We start from the raw sequence: 15,049 nt of genomic DNA, 5'->3' as shown, positions 1-15,049 counted from the left end.
ACCCTGATTCACCCGATCGCAATGGACGAAGGTCTGCGCTTCGCAATCCGCGAAGGCGGCCGTACCGTTGGTGCGGGCGTTGTTGCTAAAGTTATCGCTTAATTGCGCTGACGCAGGTGGCTATTTCGGTAGCCACTTGAGCACGAAAAGAAGAGCACTTCGGTGCTCTTTTTTTATGCCTGAATTTCCCCCCCTCTGATATCTAATCCCACACAAAATCCAGGTTTGAAATAAAAACCATTCTCATTTACACTTTGATCAGAAAATGTACCGGAGTCCGTAGTAAATGTACGTCTGCCTGTGTAATGCCGTGAGTGATAAAACCCTTCGCGAAGTAGTCCGTCGCTATCAGCCCAAATCTATTCAGCATTTGCGCCAACTGGTTCCTATTGGCAAACAGTGTGGCAAATGCATCCGTGTCGCGCGTGAAATCATGGATGACGAACTCCAGCAGGTACCGCTGTATAAAGAGATCGCCTGATTCACGAACCGGAATGGAATAACCACAAAAACTGTCGCGTTTTTTTGACTTCTTTTTATCCGCATCTACGCTCTAATTAACTGGAAGCGGAGGAAGCGAAATGAAGGGCGACACTAAAATCATAAATCATCTCAACAAATTGCTGGGGAATGAGTTGGTTGCTATCAACCAGTACTTTCTTCATGCACGTATGTTCAAAAACTGGGGTTTAACACGCCTCAATGATGTGGAATACCACGAGTCCATTGATGAAATGAAACATGCGGACAAGTACATTGAACGCATTCTGTTTCTTGAAGGGATTCCCAACTTGCAGGATCTTGGCCGGTTACGGATTGGCGAGGATGTGCCGGAAATGCTGCAATCCGATCTGGCACTGGAACTGGAAGGGGCGAAGGATTTGCGTGAAGCCATCGCCTATGCTGACAAAGTCCACGATTACGTCAGCCGCGATATGATGATTGAGATTCTTGCCGACGAAGAACACCACATTGATTACCTGGAAACCGAGCTGGAGCTGATTAATAAAATCGGGATTCAGAATTACTTGCAGGTACAAATCAAAGAAGAGGGCGACAGTTAGGCTGATATCACCCTCACGCTATGTCCAGCCCGCAGCGTTATGTGATCGCTGCGGGCTTTTCTTTTCCCGCTACGTCCTTTTCTGGTTAAAAACGCATCATGGGTTGCTTCCTGAACAGATTTGCGTATAATGCGCGGGCCTGCCGATATTGGCCGGCGCGATTCGAGCAGAATCGCAGGTGGTTATTAAGCTAGGCCACCTGACAATACTCCCAATTGGGGAGTTATATGCTGAACGATTACACTCCTCCATCAATCGTAATGGGTGTGGGTAGTAATTTTTTTCGTTTATAAAATGTTTGGAGCCTTGGTCTCATGTCGAACCAAAGAATCCGTATCCGTCTTAAAGCGTTTGATCATCGTCTGATCGATCAATCAACCGCGGAAATCGTTGAGACTGCCAAGCGCACTGGTGCGCAGGTACGTGGTCCGATCCCGCTGCCGACTCGCAAAGAGCGTTTTACCGTTCTGATCTCTCCGCACGTCAACAAAGATGCGCGTGATCAGTACGAAATCCGCACTCACAAGCGTCTGGTAGACATCGTTGAGCCAACTGAAAAAACCGTTGATGCACTGATGCGTCTGGATCTGGCTGCCGGTGTTGACGTGCAGATCAGCCTGGGTTAATCAGGTCATCGAGCGATTGAGAGGTTGATACAATGAGTGGTTTAGTCGGTAAAAAAGTGGGCATGACCCGCATCTTCACTGAAGATGGCGTTTCAATCCCAGTAACCGTTATTGAAGTTGAAGCAAACCGCGTTACCCAGGTGAAAACTCTGGAGAACGATGGTTACCAGGCGATCCAGGTTACCACCGGTGCTAAAAAAGCTAACCGTGTGACCAAACCTGAAGCTGGTCACTTTGCTAAAGCTGGCGTTGAAGCTGGCCGTGGTCTGTGGGAATTCCGCACCGAAGGTGAAGAGTTCGCTGTTGGCCAGAGCATCAGTGTTGAAATCTTCGCTGAAGTGAAAAAAGTAGACGTAACCGGTACCTCTAAAGGTAAAGGTTTCGCAGGTACCGTTAAGCGCTGGAACTTCCGTACCCAGGACGCGACTCACGGTAACTCCTTGTCTCACCGCGTACCGGGTTCTATCGGTCAGAACCAGACTCCGGGCAAAGTGTTCAAAGGCAAGAAAATGGCTGGTCAGCTGGGTAATGAGCGCGTAACCGTTCAGAGCCTGGAAGTAGTACGTGTTGACGCTGAGCGCAACCTGCTGCTGGTGAAAGGTGCAGTTCCGGGTGCGACCGGTAGCGACCTGATCGTTAAACCGGCTGTGAAGGCGTAAGGGGATAGCAATGGAATTAGTATTGAAAGACGCGCAGAGCGCGCTGACTGTTTCCGAAACTACCTTCGGTCGTGATTTCAACGAAGCGCTGGTTCACCAGGTTGTTGTTGCCTACGCTGCTGGTGCTCGTCAGGGTACTCGTGCGCAGAAAACTCGTGCTGAAGTAACTGGTTCAGGCAAAAAGCCTTGGCGTCAGAAAGGCACCGGCCGTGCGCGTTCAGGTTCTATCAAGAGCCCGATCTGGCGTTCAGGTGGCGTGACCTTCGCTGCACGTCCTCAGGACCACAGTCAAAAAGTTAACAAAAAGATGTACCGCGGCGCGCTGAAAAGCATCCTGTCCGAGCTGGTACGTCAGGACCGTCTGATCGTTGTCGAATCATTCTCTGTTGAAGCACCGAAAACCAAGCTGCTGGCACAGAAACTGAAAGACATGGCGCTGGAAGACGTGCTGATCATCACCGGCGAACTGGATGAGAATCTGTTCCTGGCTGCGCGTAACCTGTACAAGGTTGACGTGCGCGATGCAGCAGGTATCGACCCAGTTAGCCTGATCGCCTTCGACAAAGTCGTTATGACTGCTGAAGCAGTTAAGCAAGTTGAGGAGATGCTGGCATGATCCGTGAAGAACGTCTGCTGAAAGTACTGCGCGCGCCGCACGTATCTGAAAAAGCATCTACCGCGATGGAAAAAACCAATACCATCGTTCTCAAAGTTGCTAAAGACGCGACCAAAGCAGAGATCGTTGCTGCTGTTGAGAAACTGTTCGAAGTAGAAGTTAAAGACGTAAACACCCTGGTTGTTAAGGGTAAAGTTAAGCGTCACGGACAGCGTATCGGTCGTCGTAGCGACTGGAAAAAAGCTTACGTCACCCTGAAAGAAGGCCAGAACCTGGACTTCGTCGGCGGCGCTGAGTAAGTCGGAGGAGAAAGACAATGGCAGTTGTTAAATGTAAACCGACATCTCCGGGTCGTCGTCACGTAGTTAAAGTGGTGAACCCTGAGCTGCACAAGGGCAAACCATTTGCTCCGTTGCTGGAAAAAAACAGCAAATCCGGTGGTCGTAACAACAATGGTCGTATCACTACCCGTCATATCGGTGGTGGTCACAAGCAGGCTTACCGTATTGTTGACTTCAAACGCAACAAAGATGGTATCCCGGCAGTTGTTGAGCGTCTTGAGTACGATCCGAACCGTTCTGCGAACATCGCACTGGTTCTGTACAAAGATGGCGAGCGCCGTTACATCCTGGCCCCTAAAGGCCTGAAAGCTGGCGACCAGATTCAGTCTGGCGTTGATGCTGCGATCAAAGCGGGTAACACCCTGCCGATGCGTAACATCCCAGTGGGTTCTACCGTTCACAACGTAGAAATGAAACCAGGCAAAGGCGGTCAGATTGCTCGCTCAGCTGGTGCTTACGTGCAGATCGTTGCGCGTGAAGGTTCCTACGTTACCCTGCGTCTGCGTTCAGGTGAAATGCGTAAAGTCGAAGCTGACTGCCGCGCAACTCTGGGCGAAGTCGGTAACGCTGAGCACATGCTGCGCGTTCTGGGTAAAGCCGGTGCAACTCGTTGGCGCGGTGTTCGTCCTACCGTTCGCGGTACTGCGATGAACCCAGTCGATCACCCGCACGGTGGTGGTGAAGGTCGTAACTTTGGTAAGCACCCGGTAACTCCGTGGGGCGTTCAGACCAAAGGTAAGAAGACCCGTAGCAACAAGCGTACTGATAAATTTATCGTACGTCGCCGTAGCAAATAATTTTAGAGGATAAGCCATGCCACGTTCTCTCAAGAAAGGTCCTTTTATTGACCTGCACTTGCTGAAGAAGGTAGAGAAAGCGGTGGAAAGCGGAGACAAGAAGCCCCTGCGCACCTGGTCCCGTCGTTCAACGATCTTCCCTAACATGATCGGTTTGACCATCGCTGTCCATAATGGTCGTCAGCACGTTCCTGTCTTTGTTTCCGACGAAATGGTCGGCCACAAGCTGGGTGAATTTGCACCGACACGTACTTATCGCGGCCACGCTGCTGATAAGAAAGCCAAGAAGAAATAAGTAGGAGGAAGAGATGGAAACTATTGCTCAACATCGCCATGCTCGTTCTTCTGCTCAGAAGGTTCGCCTCGTTGCTGACCTGATTCGCGGTAAGAAAGTGTCGCAGGCTCTGGATATTCTGACTTACACCAACAAGAAAGCGGCTGTACTGGTTAAGAAAGTCCTGGAATCTGCCATTGCTAACGCCGAACACAACGATGGCGCTGATATCGACGATCTGAAAGTTGCGAAAATTTTCGTAGATGAAGGCCCAAGCATGAAGCGCATTATGCCTCGTGCAAAAGGTCGTGCAGATCGCATCCTGAAGCGCACCAGCCACATTACTGTGGTTGTGTCCGATCGCTGAGACTCTGGAGACTAGCAATGGGTCAGAAAGTACATCCTAATGGTATTCGCCTGGGTATTGTAAAACCATGGAACTCTACCTGGTTTGCGAACACCAAAGAATTCGCTGACAACCTGGACAGCGATTTTAAAGTACGTCAGTTCCTGACTAAAGAACTGGCAAAAGCGTCTGTATCACGCATCGTTATCGAGCGTCCGGCTAAGAGCATCCGTGTGACCATTCACACCGCTCGCCCGGGTATCGTTATCGGTAAGAAAGGTGAAGACGTTGAGAAACTGCGTACGGTCGTCGCGAATATCGCTGGCGTTCCTGCACAGATCAACATCGCTGAAGTCCGTAAACCGGAACTGGACGCGAAACTGGTAGCTGACAGCATCACTTCACAGCTGGAGCGTCGTGTGATGTTCCGTCGTGCTATGAAGCGTGCAGTTCAGAACGCCATGCGTCTGGGCGCGAAGGGTATTAAAGTTGAAGTTAGCGGCCGTCTGGGCGGCGCGGAAATCGCACGTACCGAATGGTACCGCGAAGGTCGCGTACCGTTGCACACTCTGCGTGCTGACATTGACTACAACACCTCTGAAGCGCACACCACTTATGGTGTAATCGGCGTTAAGGTATGGATCTTCAAAGGTGAGATCCTGGGTGGTATGGCTGCTGTTGAACAACCGGAACCGGCTGCTCAACCTAAAAAGCAGCAGCGTAAAGGCCGTAAGTAAGGAGAGTCGCTGATGTTACAACCAAAGCGTACGAAATTCCGTAAAGTGCACAAAGGCCGTAACCGCGGTCTGGCGCAGGGTACGGATGTTAGCTTCGGTACTTTCGGTCTGAAAGCTGTTGGCCGTGGTCGTCTGACTGCACGTCAGATCGAAGCAGCACGTCGTGCTATGACCCGTGCAGTTAAGCGTCAAGGTAAGATCTGGATCCGTGTATTCCCGGACAAACCGATCACCGAGAAGCCGCTGGAAGTGCGTATGGGTAAAGGTAAGGGTAACGTGGAGTATTGGGTTGCCCTGATCCAGCCTGGTAAAGTCCTGTATGAAATGGACGGCGTACCGGAAGAGCTGGCCCGTGAAGCATTCAAGCTGGCAGCAGCAAAACTGCCTATCAAAACCACCTTTGTAACTAAGACGGTGATGTAATGAAAGCAACTGAGCTGCGTGAAAAAAGCGTTGAAGAGCTGAACGCTGAGCTGCTTAACCTGCTGCGTGAGCAGTTTAACCTGCGCATGCAGGCAGCATCTGGCCAACTGCAGCAGACCCATCTGCTGAAGAATGTGCGCCGTGATGTTGCACGCGTTAAGACTTTACTGACTGAGAAGGCGGGTGCGTAATGACCGATAAAATCCGTACTCTGCAAGGTCGTGTTGTTAGTGACAAAATGCAGAAATCTGCAGTTGTTGCTATCGAGCGTTTCGTGAAGCACCCGATCTACGGTAAATTCATTAAGCGTACGACTAAGCTGCACATCCACGACGAGAACAACGAATGCGGTATCGGCGACGTGGTTGAAATCCGCGAATGCCGTCCGCTGTCCAAGACTAAGTCCTGGACTCTGGTTCGCGTTGTAGAGAAAGCGGTTCTGTAATAGAATCTGCTTCCTCTAAAAAATAAGATGAACGGCTCTCGCGAGCCGTTCATTTTTTCTACCCATATGCAGGAACCGGTGTTATAATGCCGCGCCCTCAATTATGGGGCTTTTTAACGACCTGAGGTTTTGGGTCCCGAAGTAGTAGTTGACATTAGCGGAGCACTAAAATGATCCAAGAACAGACTATGCTGAACGTCGCCGACAACTCCGGTGCACGTCGCGTAATGTGTATCAAGGTTCTGGGTGGCTCGCACCGTCGCTACGCAGGCGTCGGCGATATCATCAAAGTTACCATCAAGGAAGCAATTCCGCGTGGTAAGGTGAAAAAAGGTGATGTCCTGAAGGCGGTAGTGGTGCGCACCAAGAAGGGTGTTCGTCGCCCGGACGGTTCTGTCATTCGCTTCGATGGCAACTCATGCGTTATTTTAAACAATAACTCTGAGCAGCCAATCGGAACGCGTATTTTTGGGCCGGTAACTCGTGAACTTCGTACTGAAAAGTTCATGAAAATTATCTCTCTGGCACCAGAAGTACTCTAAGGAGCGAACAATGGCAGCGAAAATCCGTCGTAACGACGAAGTTATCGTGCTTACCGGCAAAGACAAAGGTAAACGCGGTAAAGTAAAGAACGTCCTGACTTCTGGTAAAGTCATCGTTGAAGGTATCAACCTGGTTAAGAAACACTCTAAGCCGGTTCCGGCTCTGAACCAACCAGGTGGCATCGTTGAAAAAGAAGCTGCTATTCAGGTTTCTAACGTTGCAATCTTCAATGCGGCAACCGGCAAGGCTGACCGTGTAGGCTTTAGATTCGAAGACGGCAAAAAAGTCCGTTTCTTCAAGTCTAACAGCGAAACTATCAAGTAATTTGGAGTAGTACGATGGCGAAACTGCATGATTACTACAAAGACGAAGTAGTCCAGAAACTCATGACTGAGTTCGGCTACAATTCTGTCATGCAAGTCCCTCGGGTCGAGAAGATCACCCTGAACATGGGTGTTGGTGAAGCGATCGCTGACAAGAAACTGCTGGATAACGCAGCAGCTGACCTGGCAGCAATCTCCGGTCAAAAACCGCTGATCACCAAAGCACGCAAATCAGTTGCAGGCTTCAAAATCCGTCAGGGCTATCCGATCGGCTGTAAAGTAACTCTGCGCGGCGAGCGCATGTGGGAGTTCTTTGAGCGCCTGATCACTATTGCTGTACCGCGTATCCGTGACTTCCGTGGCCTGTCTGCGAAGTCTTTCGACGGTCGTGGTAACTACAGCATGGGCGTTCGTGAGCAGATCATCTTCCCAGAAATCGACTACGACAAAGTCGATCGCGTTCGTGGTTTGGATATTACCATTACCACTACTGCGAAATCTGATGATGAAGGCCGTGCTCTGCTGGCTGCCTTTGACTTCCCGTTCCGCAAGTAAGGTAGGGTTACTTCATGGCTAAGCAATCTATGAAAGCACGCGAAGTTAAGCGTGTGAAATTAGCAGACAAGTTCTTCGCAAAACGCGCTGAACTGAAAGCGATCATTTCTGATGTGAACGCTTCTGACGAAGATCGTTGGGATGCCGTTCTCAAGCTGCAGAGTCTGCCGCGTGATTCCAGCCCTTCACGTCAGCGTAACCGCTGCCGTCAAACAGGTCGTCCGCACGGTTTCCTGCGGAAGTTTGGGTTGAGCCGTATCAAGGTCCGTGAAGCCGCAATGCGCGGTGAAATCCCGGGTCTGAAAAAGGCAAGCTGGTAATTGTCACCATTTGAATCACGGGAGTAACACAGATGAGCATGCAAGATCCGATCGCGGATATGCTGACCCGTATCCGTAACGGTCAGGCCGCGAACAAAGTTGCGGTCTCTATGCCTTCCTCCAAGCTGAAAGTGGCAATTGCCAACGTGCTGAAGGAAGAAGGCTATATTCAAGATTTTAAAATCGAAGGCGACATCAAGCCGGAACTGGAACTGACTCTTAAGTATTTCCAGGGTAAAGCTGTTGTAGAAAACATTCAGCGTGTTAGCCGTCCAGGTCTGCGCATCTATAAGAAAAAAGATGAGCTGCCAAAAGTAATGGCTGGTCTGGGCATCGCTGTAATTTCTACATCTAAAGGTGTTATGACTGATCGTGCAGCGCGCCAGGCTGGTCTTGGTGGCGAAATTATCTGCTACGTAGCGTAATCGGAGGAAAACATGTCTCGTGTTGCAAAAGCACCTGTCGTTGTTCCTGCCGGCGTAGAGGTAAAACTCAACGGTCAGGAAATTTCGATCAAAGGTAAAAACGGCGAGCTGACTCGTACTATCAACCAAGCTGTTGAAGTTAAGCATGCAGACAACGCCCTGACTTTCGCTCCGCGCGAAGGTTATGCGGATGGTTGGGCACAGGCAGGTACTGCTCGTGCGCTGCTGAACGGCATGGTTATTGGTGTTACCGAAGGCTTCACCAAGAAGCTGCAATTGGTTGGTGTTGGTTATCGTGCAGCTGTAAAAGGCAACTCTGTGAGTCTGGCCCTGGGCTTCTCTCACCCTGTTGACCATGCACTGCCGGCTGGCATCACTGCCGAATGCCCAACTCAGACTGAAATCGTGCTGAAAGGCGCTGATAAGCAGCTGATTGGTCAGGTTGCAGCTGATCTGCGCGCCTACCGTCGTCCTGAGCCTTACAAAGGCAAGGGTGTTCGTTACGCCGACGAAGTCGTGCGTACCAAAGAGGCTAAGAAGAAGTAAGGTAACACTATGGATAAGAAATCTGCTCGTATCCGTCGTGCGACCCGTGCACGTCGCAAGCTCAAAGAGCTGGGTGCTACTCGCCTGGTGGTACATCGTACCCCGCGTCACATTTACGCACAGGTAATCGCCCCGAACGGTTCCGAAGTTCTGGTTGCTGCTTCTACTGTAGAAAAAGCTATCGCTGAACAACTGAAGTATACCGGTAACAAAGACGCCGCTGCAGCTGTAGGTAAAGCTCTGGCTGAGCGCGCTATCGAAAAAGGCATCAAAGATGTTTCTTTCGACCGTTCCGGTTTCCAATATCATGGTCGCGTCCAGGCACTGGCAGATGCTGCTCGTGAAGCTGGCCTTCAGTTCTAAGGTAGAGGTCTAAGATGGCACACATCGAGAAACAAGCTGGCGAACTGCAGGAAAAACTGATCGCGGTAAACCGTGTATCTAAAACTGTTAAAGGTGGTCGTATTTTCTCCTTCACAGCACTGACTGTGGTAGGTGATGGTAACGGTCGCGTCGGTTTTGGTTACGGTAAAGCGCGTGAAGTTCCAGCAGCGATCCAGAAAGCGATGGAAAAAGCCCGTCGCAATATGATTAACGTCGCGCTGACGCACGGCACCCTGCAGCACCCGGTTAAAGGTGCACACACGGGTTCTCGCGTGTTCATGCAGCCGGCTTCTGAAGGTACCGGTATCATCGCCGGCGGTGCAATGCGCGCCGTTCTGGAAGTCGCTGGAGTTCATAACGTTCTGGCTAAAGCATATGGTTCCACCAACCCGATCAACGTGGTTCGTGCAACTATCGACGGCCTGGGCAACATGAAGTCTCCGGAAATGGTCGCTGCCAAGCGTGGTAAATCCGTTGAAGAAATTCTGGGGTAATCACGATGGCAAAGACTATTAAAATTACACAAACCCGTAGCTCAATCGGCCGCCTGCCTAAGCATAAAGCCACTCTGGTTGGCCTGGGTCTGCGTCGTATTGGTCACACCGTAGAGCGTGAAGACACGCCGGCAGTACGCGGTATGGTCAACGCGATTTCCTACATGCTGAAAGTGGAGGAGTAAGAGATGCGTTTAAACACTCTGTCTCCGGCCGAAGGGTCTAAACACGCTTCTAAGCGTCTGGGTCGTGGTATCGGTTCTGGCCTCGGTAAAACCGGCGGTCGTGGTCACAAAGGTCAGAAGTCTCGTTCTGGCGGTGGCGTACGTCGTGGTTTCGAGGGTGGTCAGATGCCTCTGTACCGTCGTCTGCCGAAATTCGGTTTCACCTCTCGCAAAGCAATGGTCACTGCAGAAGTTCGTCTGTCTGACCTGGCGAAAGTTGAAGGCGGTATTGTTGACCTGAACACGCTGAAAGCAGCAAACATCGTCGGTGTTCAGATTGAATTCGCGAAAGTGATTCTGTCTGGTGAAGTTTCTGCACCGGTAACGGTTCGTGGTCTGCGTGTCACCAAAGGTGCTCGTGCTGCAATCGAAGCTGCTGGCGGTAAAATCGAGGAATAAGTAGCAGATGGCTAAGCAACCGGGATTAGATTTTCAAAGTGCCAAAGGTGGCTTTGGTGAACTGAAGCGCAGACTCTTGTTTGTTATCGGTGCACTGATTGTCTTCCGTATTGGCTCTTTTATTCCGATCCCTGGTATCGATGCCACTGTACTTGCCAAACTGCTTGAGCAACAGCGTGGCACCATCATTGAAATGTTCAACATGTTCTCTGGTGGTGCTCTCAGTCGTGCCTCAATCTTCGCGCTGGGTATTATGCCGTATATTTCGGCCTCTATTATTATCCAGCTGCTAACGGTGGTTCATCCGGCGTTAGCGGAGATTAAGAAAGAAGGGGAGGCTGGCCGTCGTAAGATTAGCCAGTACACCCGTTATGGCACGCTGGTTCTGGCTGTATTCCAGTCGATCGGTATTGCTACCGGTCTGCCGAATATGCCTGGAATGCAGGGCCTGGTGATTAATCCGGGCTTTGCCTTCTACTTTACCGCTGTTGTAAGTCTGGTTACCGGGACAATGTTCCTGATGTGGCTGGGCGAACAGATTACTGAACGTGGTATCGGCAACGGTATTTCGATCATTATCTTCGCGGGTATTGTTGCGGGTCTCCCGCCGGCCATTGGCCATACCATCGAGCAAGCGCGGCAAGGCGACCTGCACTTCCTTCTGTTGCTGTTGGTTGCAGTTCTCGTATTTGCAGTGACCTTCTTCGTTGTTTTCGTAGAACGTGGTCAACGCCGCATTGTGGTGAACTACGCTAAGCGTCAGCAAGGTCGTCGTGTTTATGCTGCACAGAGCACACATTTACCGTTGAAAGTGAATATGGCAGGGGTTATCCCGGCAATCTTCGCTTCCAGCATTATCCTGTTCCCGGCGACGATAGCATCCTGGTTCGGGGGCGGTACCGGTTGGAACTGGCTGACAACAATTTCGCTGTATTTGCAGCCAGGACAGCCGCTTTATGTGCTACTCTATGCGACTGCAATCATCTTCTTCTGTTTCTTCTACACGGCGTTGGTTTTCAACCCGCGTGAAACAGCAGATAACCTGAAGAAGTCTGGTGCATTCGTACCGGGAATTCGTCCGGGAGAGCAAACGGCGAAGTATATCGATAAAGTAATGACACGTCTGACCTTAATCGGCGCACTGTATATTACTTTTATCTGCCTGATCCCGGAGTTCATGCGTGATGCCATGAAGGTTCCCTTCTACTTTGGCGGTACTTCACTGCTCATCGTAGTGGTTGTCATCATGGACTTTATGGCTCAAGTGCAAACTCTGATGATGTCAAGTCAGTACGAGTCTGCATTGAAGAAAGCTAACCTGAAAGGCTACGGCCGTTAATTCAGGCGCTTGAGAAGTTACGGAGAGTAAAAATGAAAGTTCGTGCTTCCGTCAAGAAATTATGTCGTAACTGCAAAATCATCCGTCGCGACGGTGTCGTACGTGTGATTTGCAGTGCCGAGCCTAAGCATAAACAGCGCCAAGGCTGATTTTCTCACATATTTTTCTTGCAAAGTCGGGTTGAGCTGGCTAGATTAGCCAGCCAATCTTTTGTATGTCGATGCGTTTCCATTTGAGTATCCTGAAAACGGGCTTTTCAGCATGGTTCGCATTTATTTAATTATAGGAGTGCATAGTGGCCCGTATAGCAGGCATTAACATTCCTGATCAAAAACACACCGTTATCGCATTAACTTCGATTTTCGGTATCGGCAAAACCCGTTCTAAAGCTATCTGTGCTGAAACGGGCATCGCTGAAAATGTTAAGATCAGTGAGCTGTCTGAAGAACAAATTGATCAGCTGCGTGATGCAGTTGCTAAATTCGTTGTAGAAGGTGATCTGCGCCGTGAAATCACCCTGAGCATCAAGCGTCTGATGGACCTTGGTTGCTACCGTGGTTTGCGCCATCGTCGTGGTCTGCCAGTACGCGGTCAGCGTACCAAGACCAACGCACGTACCCGTAAGGGTCCGCGTAAACCGATCAAGAAATAATCGGGGTGAGTAAATAATGGCAAAGGCACCAGTTCGTGCACGTAAACGTGTAAGAAAGCAAGTCTCAGATGGCGTGGCTCATGTCCATGCTTCTTTTAACAACACCATCGTTACCATTACTGATCGTCAGGGTAACGCACTGGGTTGGGCAACCGCCGGTGGTTCCGGTTTCCGCGGTTCACGTAAATCTACTCCGTTTGCTGCTCAGGTCGCTGCAGAGCGCTGTGCAGAAGCCGTGAAAGATTACGGTATTAAGAACCTGGAAGTTATGGTTAAGGGTCCGGGTCCGGGTCGCGAATCTACTATTCGTGCTCTGAACGCCGCTGGTTTCCGCATCACTAACATTACTGATGTGACTCCGATCCCTCACAACGGTTGTCGTCCGCCGAAAAAACGTCGCGTATAACGCCTCGTTTTTAGGATAGTTGGAGAAAGAAAATGGCAAGATATTTGGGTCCTAAGCTCAAGCTGAGCCGTCGTGAGGGCACTGACTTATTCCTTAAGTCTGGTGTTCGCGCGATCGATTCCAAGTGCAAAATTGAACAAGCCCCTGGTCAGCATGGTGCGCGTAAACCGCGTCTGTCTGATTACGGCGGTCAGTTACGTGAAAAACAGAAAGTTCGTCGTATCTACGGCGTGCTGGAGCGTCAGTTCCGTAACTACTATAAAGAAGCAGCGCGTCTGAAAGGCAACACCGGTGAAAACCTGTTAGCTCTGCTGGAAGGTCGTCTGGATAACGTAGTTTACCGTATGGGTTTTGGTGCCACTCGTGCAGAAGCACGTCAGCTGGTTAGCCACAAATCTATCCTGGTGAACGGCCGCGTTGTTAACATCGCTTCTTATCAGGTATCTCCGAATGATGTCGTAAGCATCCGTGAGAAAGCCAAAAAGCAATCTCGCGTGAAGGCCGCTCTGGAGCTGGCTGAGCAGCGTGAAAAGCCAACCTGGCTGGAAGTTGATGCGACTAAGATGGAAGGTGTGTTCAAGCGTATTCCTGAGCGTACTGATCTGTCTGCGGACATTAACGAACACCTGATCGTCGAGCTTTACTCTAAGTAAAGCTTAGTACCAAAGAGAGGACACAATGCAGGGTTCTGTGACAGAGTTTCTAAAACCGCGCCTGGTAGATATCGAGCAAGTGAGTTCGACGCACGCCAAGGTGACCCTTGAGCCGTTAGAGCGTGGCTTTGGCCATACTCTTGGCAACGCACTGCGCCGTATTCTGCTTTCTTCCATGCCGGGTTGCGCGGTGACCGAGGTTGAGATTGATGGCGTGCTCCACGAGTACTCCACCAAAGAGGGCGTACAGGAAGATATCCTGGAAATCCTGCTTAACCTGAAAGGGCTGGCGGTAAGAGTTCAGGGTAAAGATGAAGTCATCCTGACCCTGAATAAATCTGGCATTGGCCCTGTGACTGCAGCCGACATTACCCACGACGGTGATGTCGAAATCGTCAAGCCGCAGCATGTGATCTGCCACCTGACCGATGAAAACGCATCTATTAGCATGCGTATCAAAGTTCAACGTGGTCGTGGTTATGTGCCGGCTTCTGCCCGAATTCATTCGGAAGAAGATGAGCGCCCAATCGGCCGTCTGTTAGTAGACGCTTGCTACAGCCCTGTAGACCGTATCGCCTACAATGTTGAAGCTGCGCGTGTTGAACAGCGTACCGACCTGGACAAGCTGGTCATCGAAATGGAAACCAACGGCACAATCGATCCTGAAGAGGCGATTCGTCGTGCGGCAACCATCCTGGCAGAACAACTGGAAGCTTTCGTTGACTTACGTGATGTACGTCAGCCGGAAGTGAAAGAAGAGAAACCAGAATTCGATCCGATCCTGCTGCGCCCTGTTGACGATCTGGAATTGACTGTCCGCTCTGCTAACTGCCTTAAGGCAGAAGCTATCCACTACATCGGTGATCTGGTACAGCGTACCGAGGTTGAGCTGCTTAAAACGCCTAACCTGGGTAAAAAATCTCTTACCGAGATTAAAGACGTGCTGGCCTCTCGTGGTCTGTCTCTGGGCATGCGCCTGGAAAACTGGCCGCCGGCAAGCATCGCTGATGAATAACCCGATCACAGGTTAAGGTTTCACTGAGAAGGATAAGGTCATGCGCCATCGTAAGAGTGGTCGTCAACTGAACCGTAACAGCAGCCATCGTCAGGCTATGTTCCGCAACATGGCTGGTTCTCTGGTTCGTCATGAGATCATTAAGACGACTCTGCCGAAAGCCAAAGAGCTGCGTCGCGTAGTTGAGCCGCTGATTACTCTTGCCAAGACCGACAGCGTAGCTAATCGTCGTCTGGCATTCGCCCGCACTCGTGATAACGAGATCGTGGCAAAACTGTTTAACGAGCTGGGCCCGCGTTTCGCGAGCCGTGCCGGTGGTTACACTCGTATTCTGAAGTGTGGCTTCCGTGCTGGTGACAACGCTCCGATGGCATACATCGAGCTGGTTGATCGTCCAGAAGCTCAAGCAGAAGCTGCTGCAGAGTAATTTGCAGTAACGTAAA

At 50.6% G+C, this 15,049-nt stretch carries 30 protein-coding genes and 1 pseudogene; all 31 read left to right on the top strand.

Translation table 11 applies throughout. The features are described from left to right. Positions 1-102, top strand: a pseudogene (locus L579_RS23515) (elongation factor Tu); the annotation flags it as partial. A gap of 184 nt (positions 103-286) precedes the next feature. Continuing rightward, positions 287-481, top strand: a complete 195-nt coding sequence (gene bfd, locus L579_RS22430) for a bacterioferritin-associated ferredoxin (protein ID WP_021186410.1) — start codon at positions 287-289, stop codon at positions 479-481. A gap of 100 nt (positions 482-581) precedes the next feature. Further along, positions 582-1,064 carry a bacterioferritin gene (gene bfr / locus L579_RS22425; RefSeq protein ID WP_021186409.1) on the top strand — a complete coding sequence of 161 codons (483 nt, stop codon included), beginning with the start codon at positions 582-584 and terminating at the stop codon, positions 1,062-1,064. A 314-nt stretch (positions 1,065-1,378) separates the two neighbouring features. Continuing rightward, positions 1,379-1,690, top strand: coding sequence for a 30S ribosomal protein S10 (gene rpsJ, locus L579_RS22420; protein ID WP_006120582.1), 312 nt, complete (start codon positions 1,379-1,381; stop codon positions 1,688-1,690). Positions 1,691-1,722: 32 nt separating this feature from the next. Beyond that, a complete protein-coding gene (gene rplC / locus L579_RS22415; RefSeq protein WP_021186408.1) occupies positions 1,723-2,349 on the top strand; it encodes a 50S ribosomal protein L3 in 627 nt (208 codons plus the stop codon). A 10-nt stretch (positions 2,350-2,359) separates the two neighbouring features. Next, complete coding sequence (gene rplD / locus L579_RS22410; protein WP_013510769.1) at positions 2,360-2,965, top strand: 50S ribosomal protein L4; 606 nt, start codon at positions 2,360-2,362, stop codon at positions 2,963-2,965. Next, on the top strand, positions 2,962-3,264 hold the full coding sequence (gene rplW / locus L579_RS22405; RefSeq protein ID WP_010618574.1) for a 50S ribosomal protein L23: 303 nt from the start codon (positions 2,962-2,964) through the stop codon (positions 3,262-3,264). Before rplD ends, rplW begins: the two co-directional genes overlap by 4 nt. Positions 3,265-3,281: 17 nt before the next feature. Further along, entirely contained in the window at positions 3,282-4,103 is an 822-nt protein-coding gene (gene rplB / locus L579_RS22400) for a 50S ribosomal protein L2 (RefSeq protein WP_013510768.1), read from the top strand. Positions 4,104-4,119: 16 nt separating this feature from the next. Next, positions 4,120-4,398 carry a 30S ribosomal protein S19 gene (rpsS, locus tag L579_RS22395; RefSeq protein ID WP_001138115.1) on the top strand — a complete coding sequence of 93 codons (279 nt, stop codon included), beginning with the start codon at positions 4,120-4,122 and terminating at the stop codon, positions 4,396-4,398. A gap of 13 nt (positions 4,399-4,411) precedes the next feature. Beyond that, complete coding sequence (gene rplV / locus L579_RS22390; RefSeq protein ID WP_007891659.1) at positions 4,412-4,744, top strand: 50S ribosomal protein L22; 333 nt, start codon at positions 4,412-4,414, stop codon at positions 4,742-4,744. A 17-nt stretch (positions 4,745-4,761) separates the two neighbouring features. Beyond that, positions 4,762-5,460, top strand: a complete 699-nt coding sequence (rpsC, locus tag L579_RS22385) for a 30S ribosomal protein S3 (RefSeq protein WP_009087585.1) — start codon at positions 4,762-4,764, stop codon at positions 5,458-5,460. A 12-nt stretch (positions 5,461-5,472) separates the two neighbouring features. After that, positions 5,473-5,883, top strand: coding sequence for a 50S ribosomal protein L16 (rplP, locus tag L579_RS22380; protein WP_002438716.1), 411 nt, complete (start codon positions 5,473-5,475; stop codon positions 5,881-5,883). Continuing rightward, a complete protein-coding gene (gene rpmC, locus L579_RS22375; RefSeq protein ID WP_021186407.1) occupies positions 5,883-6,074 on the top strand; it encodes a 50S ribosomal protein L29 in 192 nt (63 codons plus the stop codon). The genes rplP and rpmC overlap by 1 nt, the downstream gene beginning before the upstream one ends. Beyond that, complete coding sequence (rpsQ, locus tag L579_RS22370) at positions 6,074-6,328, top strand: 30S ribosomal protein S17 (protein ID WP_013510766.1); 255 nt, start codon at positions 6,074-6,076, stop codon at positions 6,326-6,328. Before rpmC ends, rpsQ begins: the two co-directional genes overlap by 1 nt. Before the next feature lie 170 nt (positions 6,329-6,498). Beyond that, entirely contained in the window at positions 6,499-6,870 is a 372-nt protein-coding gene (gene rplN / locus L579_RS22365; protein WP_013510765.1) for a 50S ribosomal protein L14, read from the top strand. 10 nt (positions 6,871-6,880) lie between these two features. Continuing rightward, a complete protein-coding gene (gene rplX / locus L579_RS22360; RefSeq protein WP_013510764.1) occupies positions 6,881-7,195 on the top strand; it encodes a 50S ribosomal protein L24 in 315 nt (104 codons plus the stop codon). Positions 7,196-7,209: 14 nt separating this feature from the next. Continuing rightward, positions 7,210-7,749: a 50S ribosomal protein L5 gene (rplE, locus tag L579_RS22355; RefSeq protein ID WP_013510763.1), complete on the top strand. Its 540-nt coding sequence runs from the start codon at positions 7,210-7,212 to the stop codon at positions 7,747-7,749. Between the two features lie 14 nt (positions 7,750-7,763). Beyond that, complete coding sequence (gene rpsN / locus L579_RS22350) at positions 7,764-8,069, top strand: 30S ribosomal protein S14 (protein WP_006120592.1); 306 nt, start codon at positions 7,764-7,766, stop codon at positions 8,067-8,069. Positions 8,070-8,101: 32 nt separating this feature from the next. Beyond that, positions 8,102-8,494, top strand: coding sequence for a 30S ribosomal protein S8 (rpsH, locus tag L579_RS22345; protein WP_013510762.1), 393 nt, complete (start codon positions 8,102-8,104; stop codon positions 8,492-8,494). A gap of 12 nt (positions 8,495-8,506) precedes the next feature. Further along, positions 8,507-9,040 carry a 50S ribosomal protein L6 gene (gene rplF / locus L579_RS22340; RefSeq protein ID WP_013510761.1) on the top strand — a complete coding sequence of 178 codons (534 nt, stop codon included), beginning with the start codon at positions 8,507-8,509 and terminating at the stop codon, positions 9,038-9,040. Positions 9,041-9,049: 9 nt separating this feature from the next. Next, entirely contained in the window at positions 9,050-9,403 is a 354-nt protein-coding gene (gene rplR / locus L579_RS22335) for a 50S ribosomal protein L18 (RefSeq protein ID WP_013510760.1), read from the top strand. A 14-nt stretch (positions 9,404-9,417) separates the two neighbouring features. Beyond that, positions 9,418-9,918, top strand: a complete 501-nt coding sequence (gene rpsE, locus L579_RS22330) for a 30S ribosomal protein S5 (RefSeq protein WP_013510759.1) — start codon at positions 9,418-9,420, stop codon at positions 9,916-9,918. A gap of 5 nt (positions 9,919-9,923) precedes the next feature. Next, complete coding sequence (gene rpmD / locus L579_RS22325; protein WP_021186404.1) at positions 9,924-10,103, top strand: 50S ribosomal protein L30; 180 nt, start codon at positions 9,924-9,926, stop codon at positions 10,101-10,103. 3 nt (positions 10,104-10,106) lie between these two features. Further along, a complete protein-coding gene (gene rplO / locus L579_RS22320) occupies positions 10,107-10,541 on the top strand; it encodes a 50S ribosomal protein L15 (RefSeq protein WP_013510757.1) in 435 nt (144 codons plus the stop codon). Positions 10,542-10,548: 7 nt separating this feature from the next. Further along, positions 10,549-11,880, top strand: a complete 1,332-nt coding sequence (gene secY, locus L579_RS22315; protein WP_013510756.1) for a preprotein translocase subunit SecY — start codon at positions 10,549-10,551, stop codon at positions 11,878-11,880. 32 nt (positions 11,881-11,912) lie between these two features. After that, the gene (gene rpmJ / locus L579_RS23510; RefSeq protein WP_004160566.1) at positions 11,913-12,029 is read left to right on the top strand and encodes a 50S ribosomal protein L36; all 117 of its coding nucleotides are present in this window, start codon (positions 11,913-11,915) and stop codon (positions 12,027-12,029) included. Positions 12,030-12,175: 146 nt separating this feature from the next. Continuing rightward, positions 12,176-12,532 (top strand): 30S ribosomal protein S13, encoded by a 357-nt coding sequence (rpsM, locus tag L579_RS22310; RefSeq protein ID WP_013510755.1) that lies wholly within the window; start codon positions 12,176-12,178, stop codon positions 12,530-12,532. Between the two features lie 16 nt (positions 12,533-12,548). Beyond that, complete coding sequence (gene rpsK, locus L579_RS22305) at positions 12,549-12,938, top strand: 30S ribosomal protein S11 (protein ID WP_004160563.1); 390 nt, start codon at positions 12,549-12,551, stop codon at positions 12,936-12,938. A 32-nt stretch (positions 12,939-12,970) separates the two neighbouring features. Then, positions 12,971-13,591, top strand: coding sequence for a 30S ribosomal protein S4 (gene rpsD / locus L579_RS22300; RefSeq protein ID WP_013510754.1), 621 nt, complete (start codon positions 12,971-12,973; stop codon positions 13,589-13,591). A 25-nt stretch (positions 13,592-13,616) separates the two neighbouring features. Next, entirely contained in the window at positions 13,617-14,606 is a 990-nt protein-coding gene (gene rpoA, locus L579_RS22295) for a DNA-directed RNA polymerase subunit alpha (protein WP_007891688.1), read from the top strand. Positions 14,607-14,646: 40 nt separating this feature from the next. Further along, a complete protein-coding gene (gene rplQ / locus L579_RS22290; RefSeq protein ID WP_003850180.1) occupies positions 14,647-15,033 on the top strand; it encodes a 50S ribosomal protein L17 in 387 nt (128 codons plus the stop codon). Positions 15,034-15,049: the final 16 nt, after the last annotated feature.

Source organism: Pantoea sp. AS-PWVM4, from assembly GCF_000468095.1.
Taxonomy (GTDB): Bacteria; Pseudomonadota; Gammaproteobacteria; order Enterobacterales; family Enterobacteriaceae; genus Pantoea; species Pantoea phytobeneficialis.
This window is presented reverse-complemented; position numbering and strand designations above follow the sequence as displayed.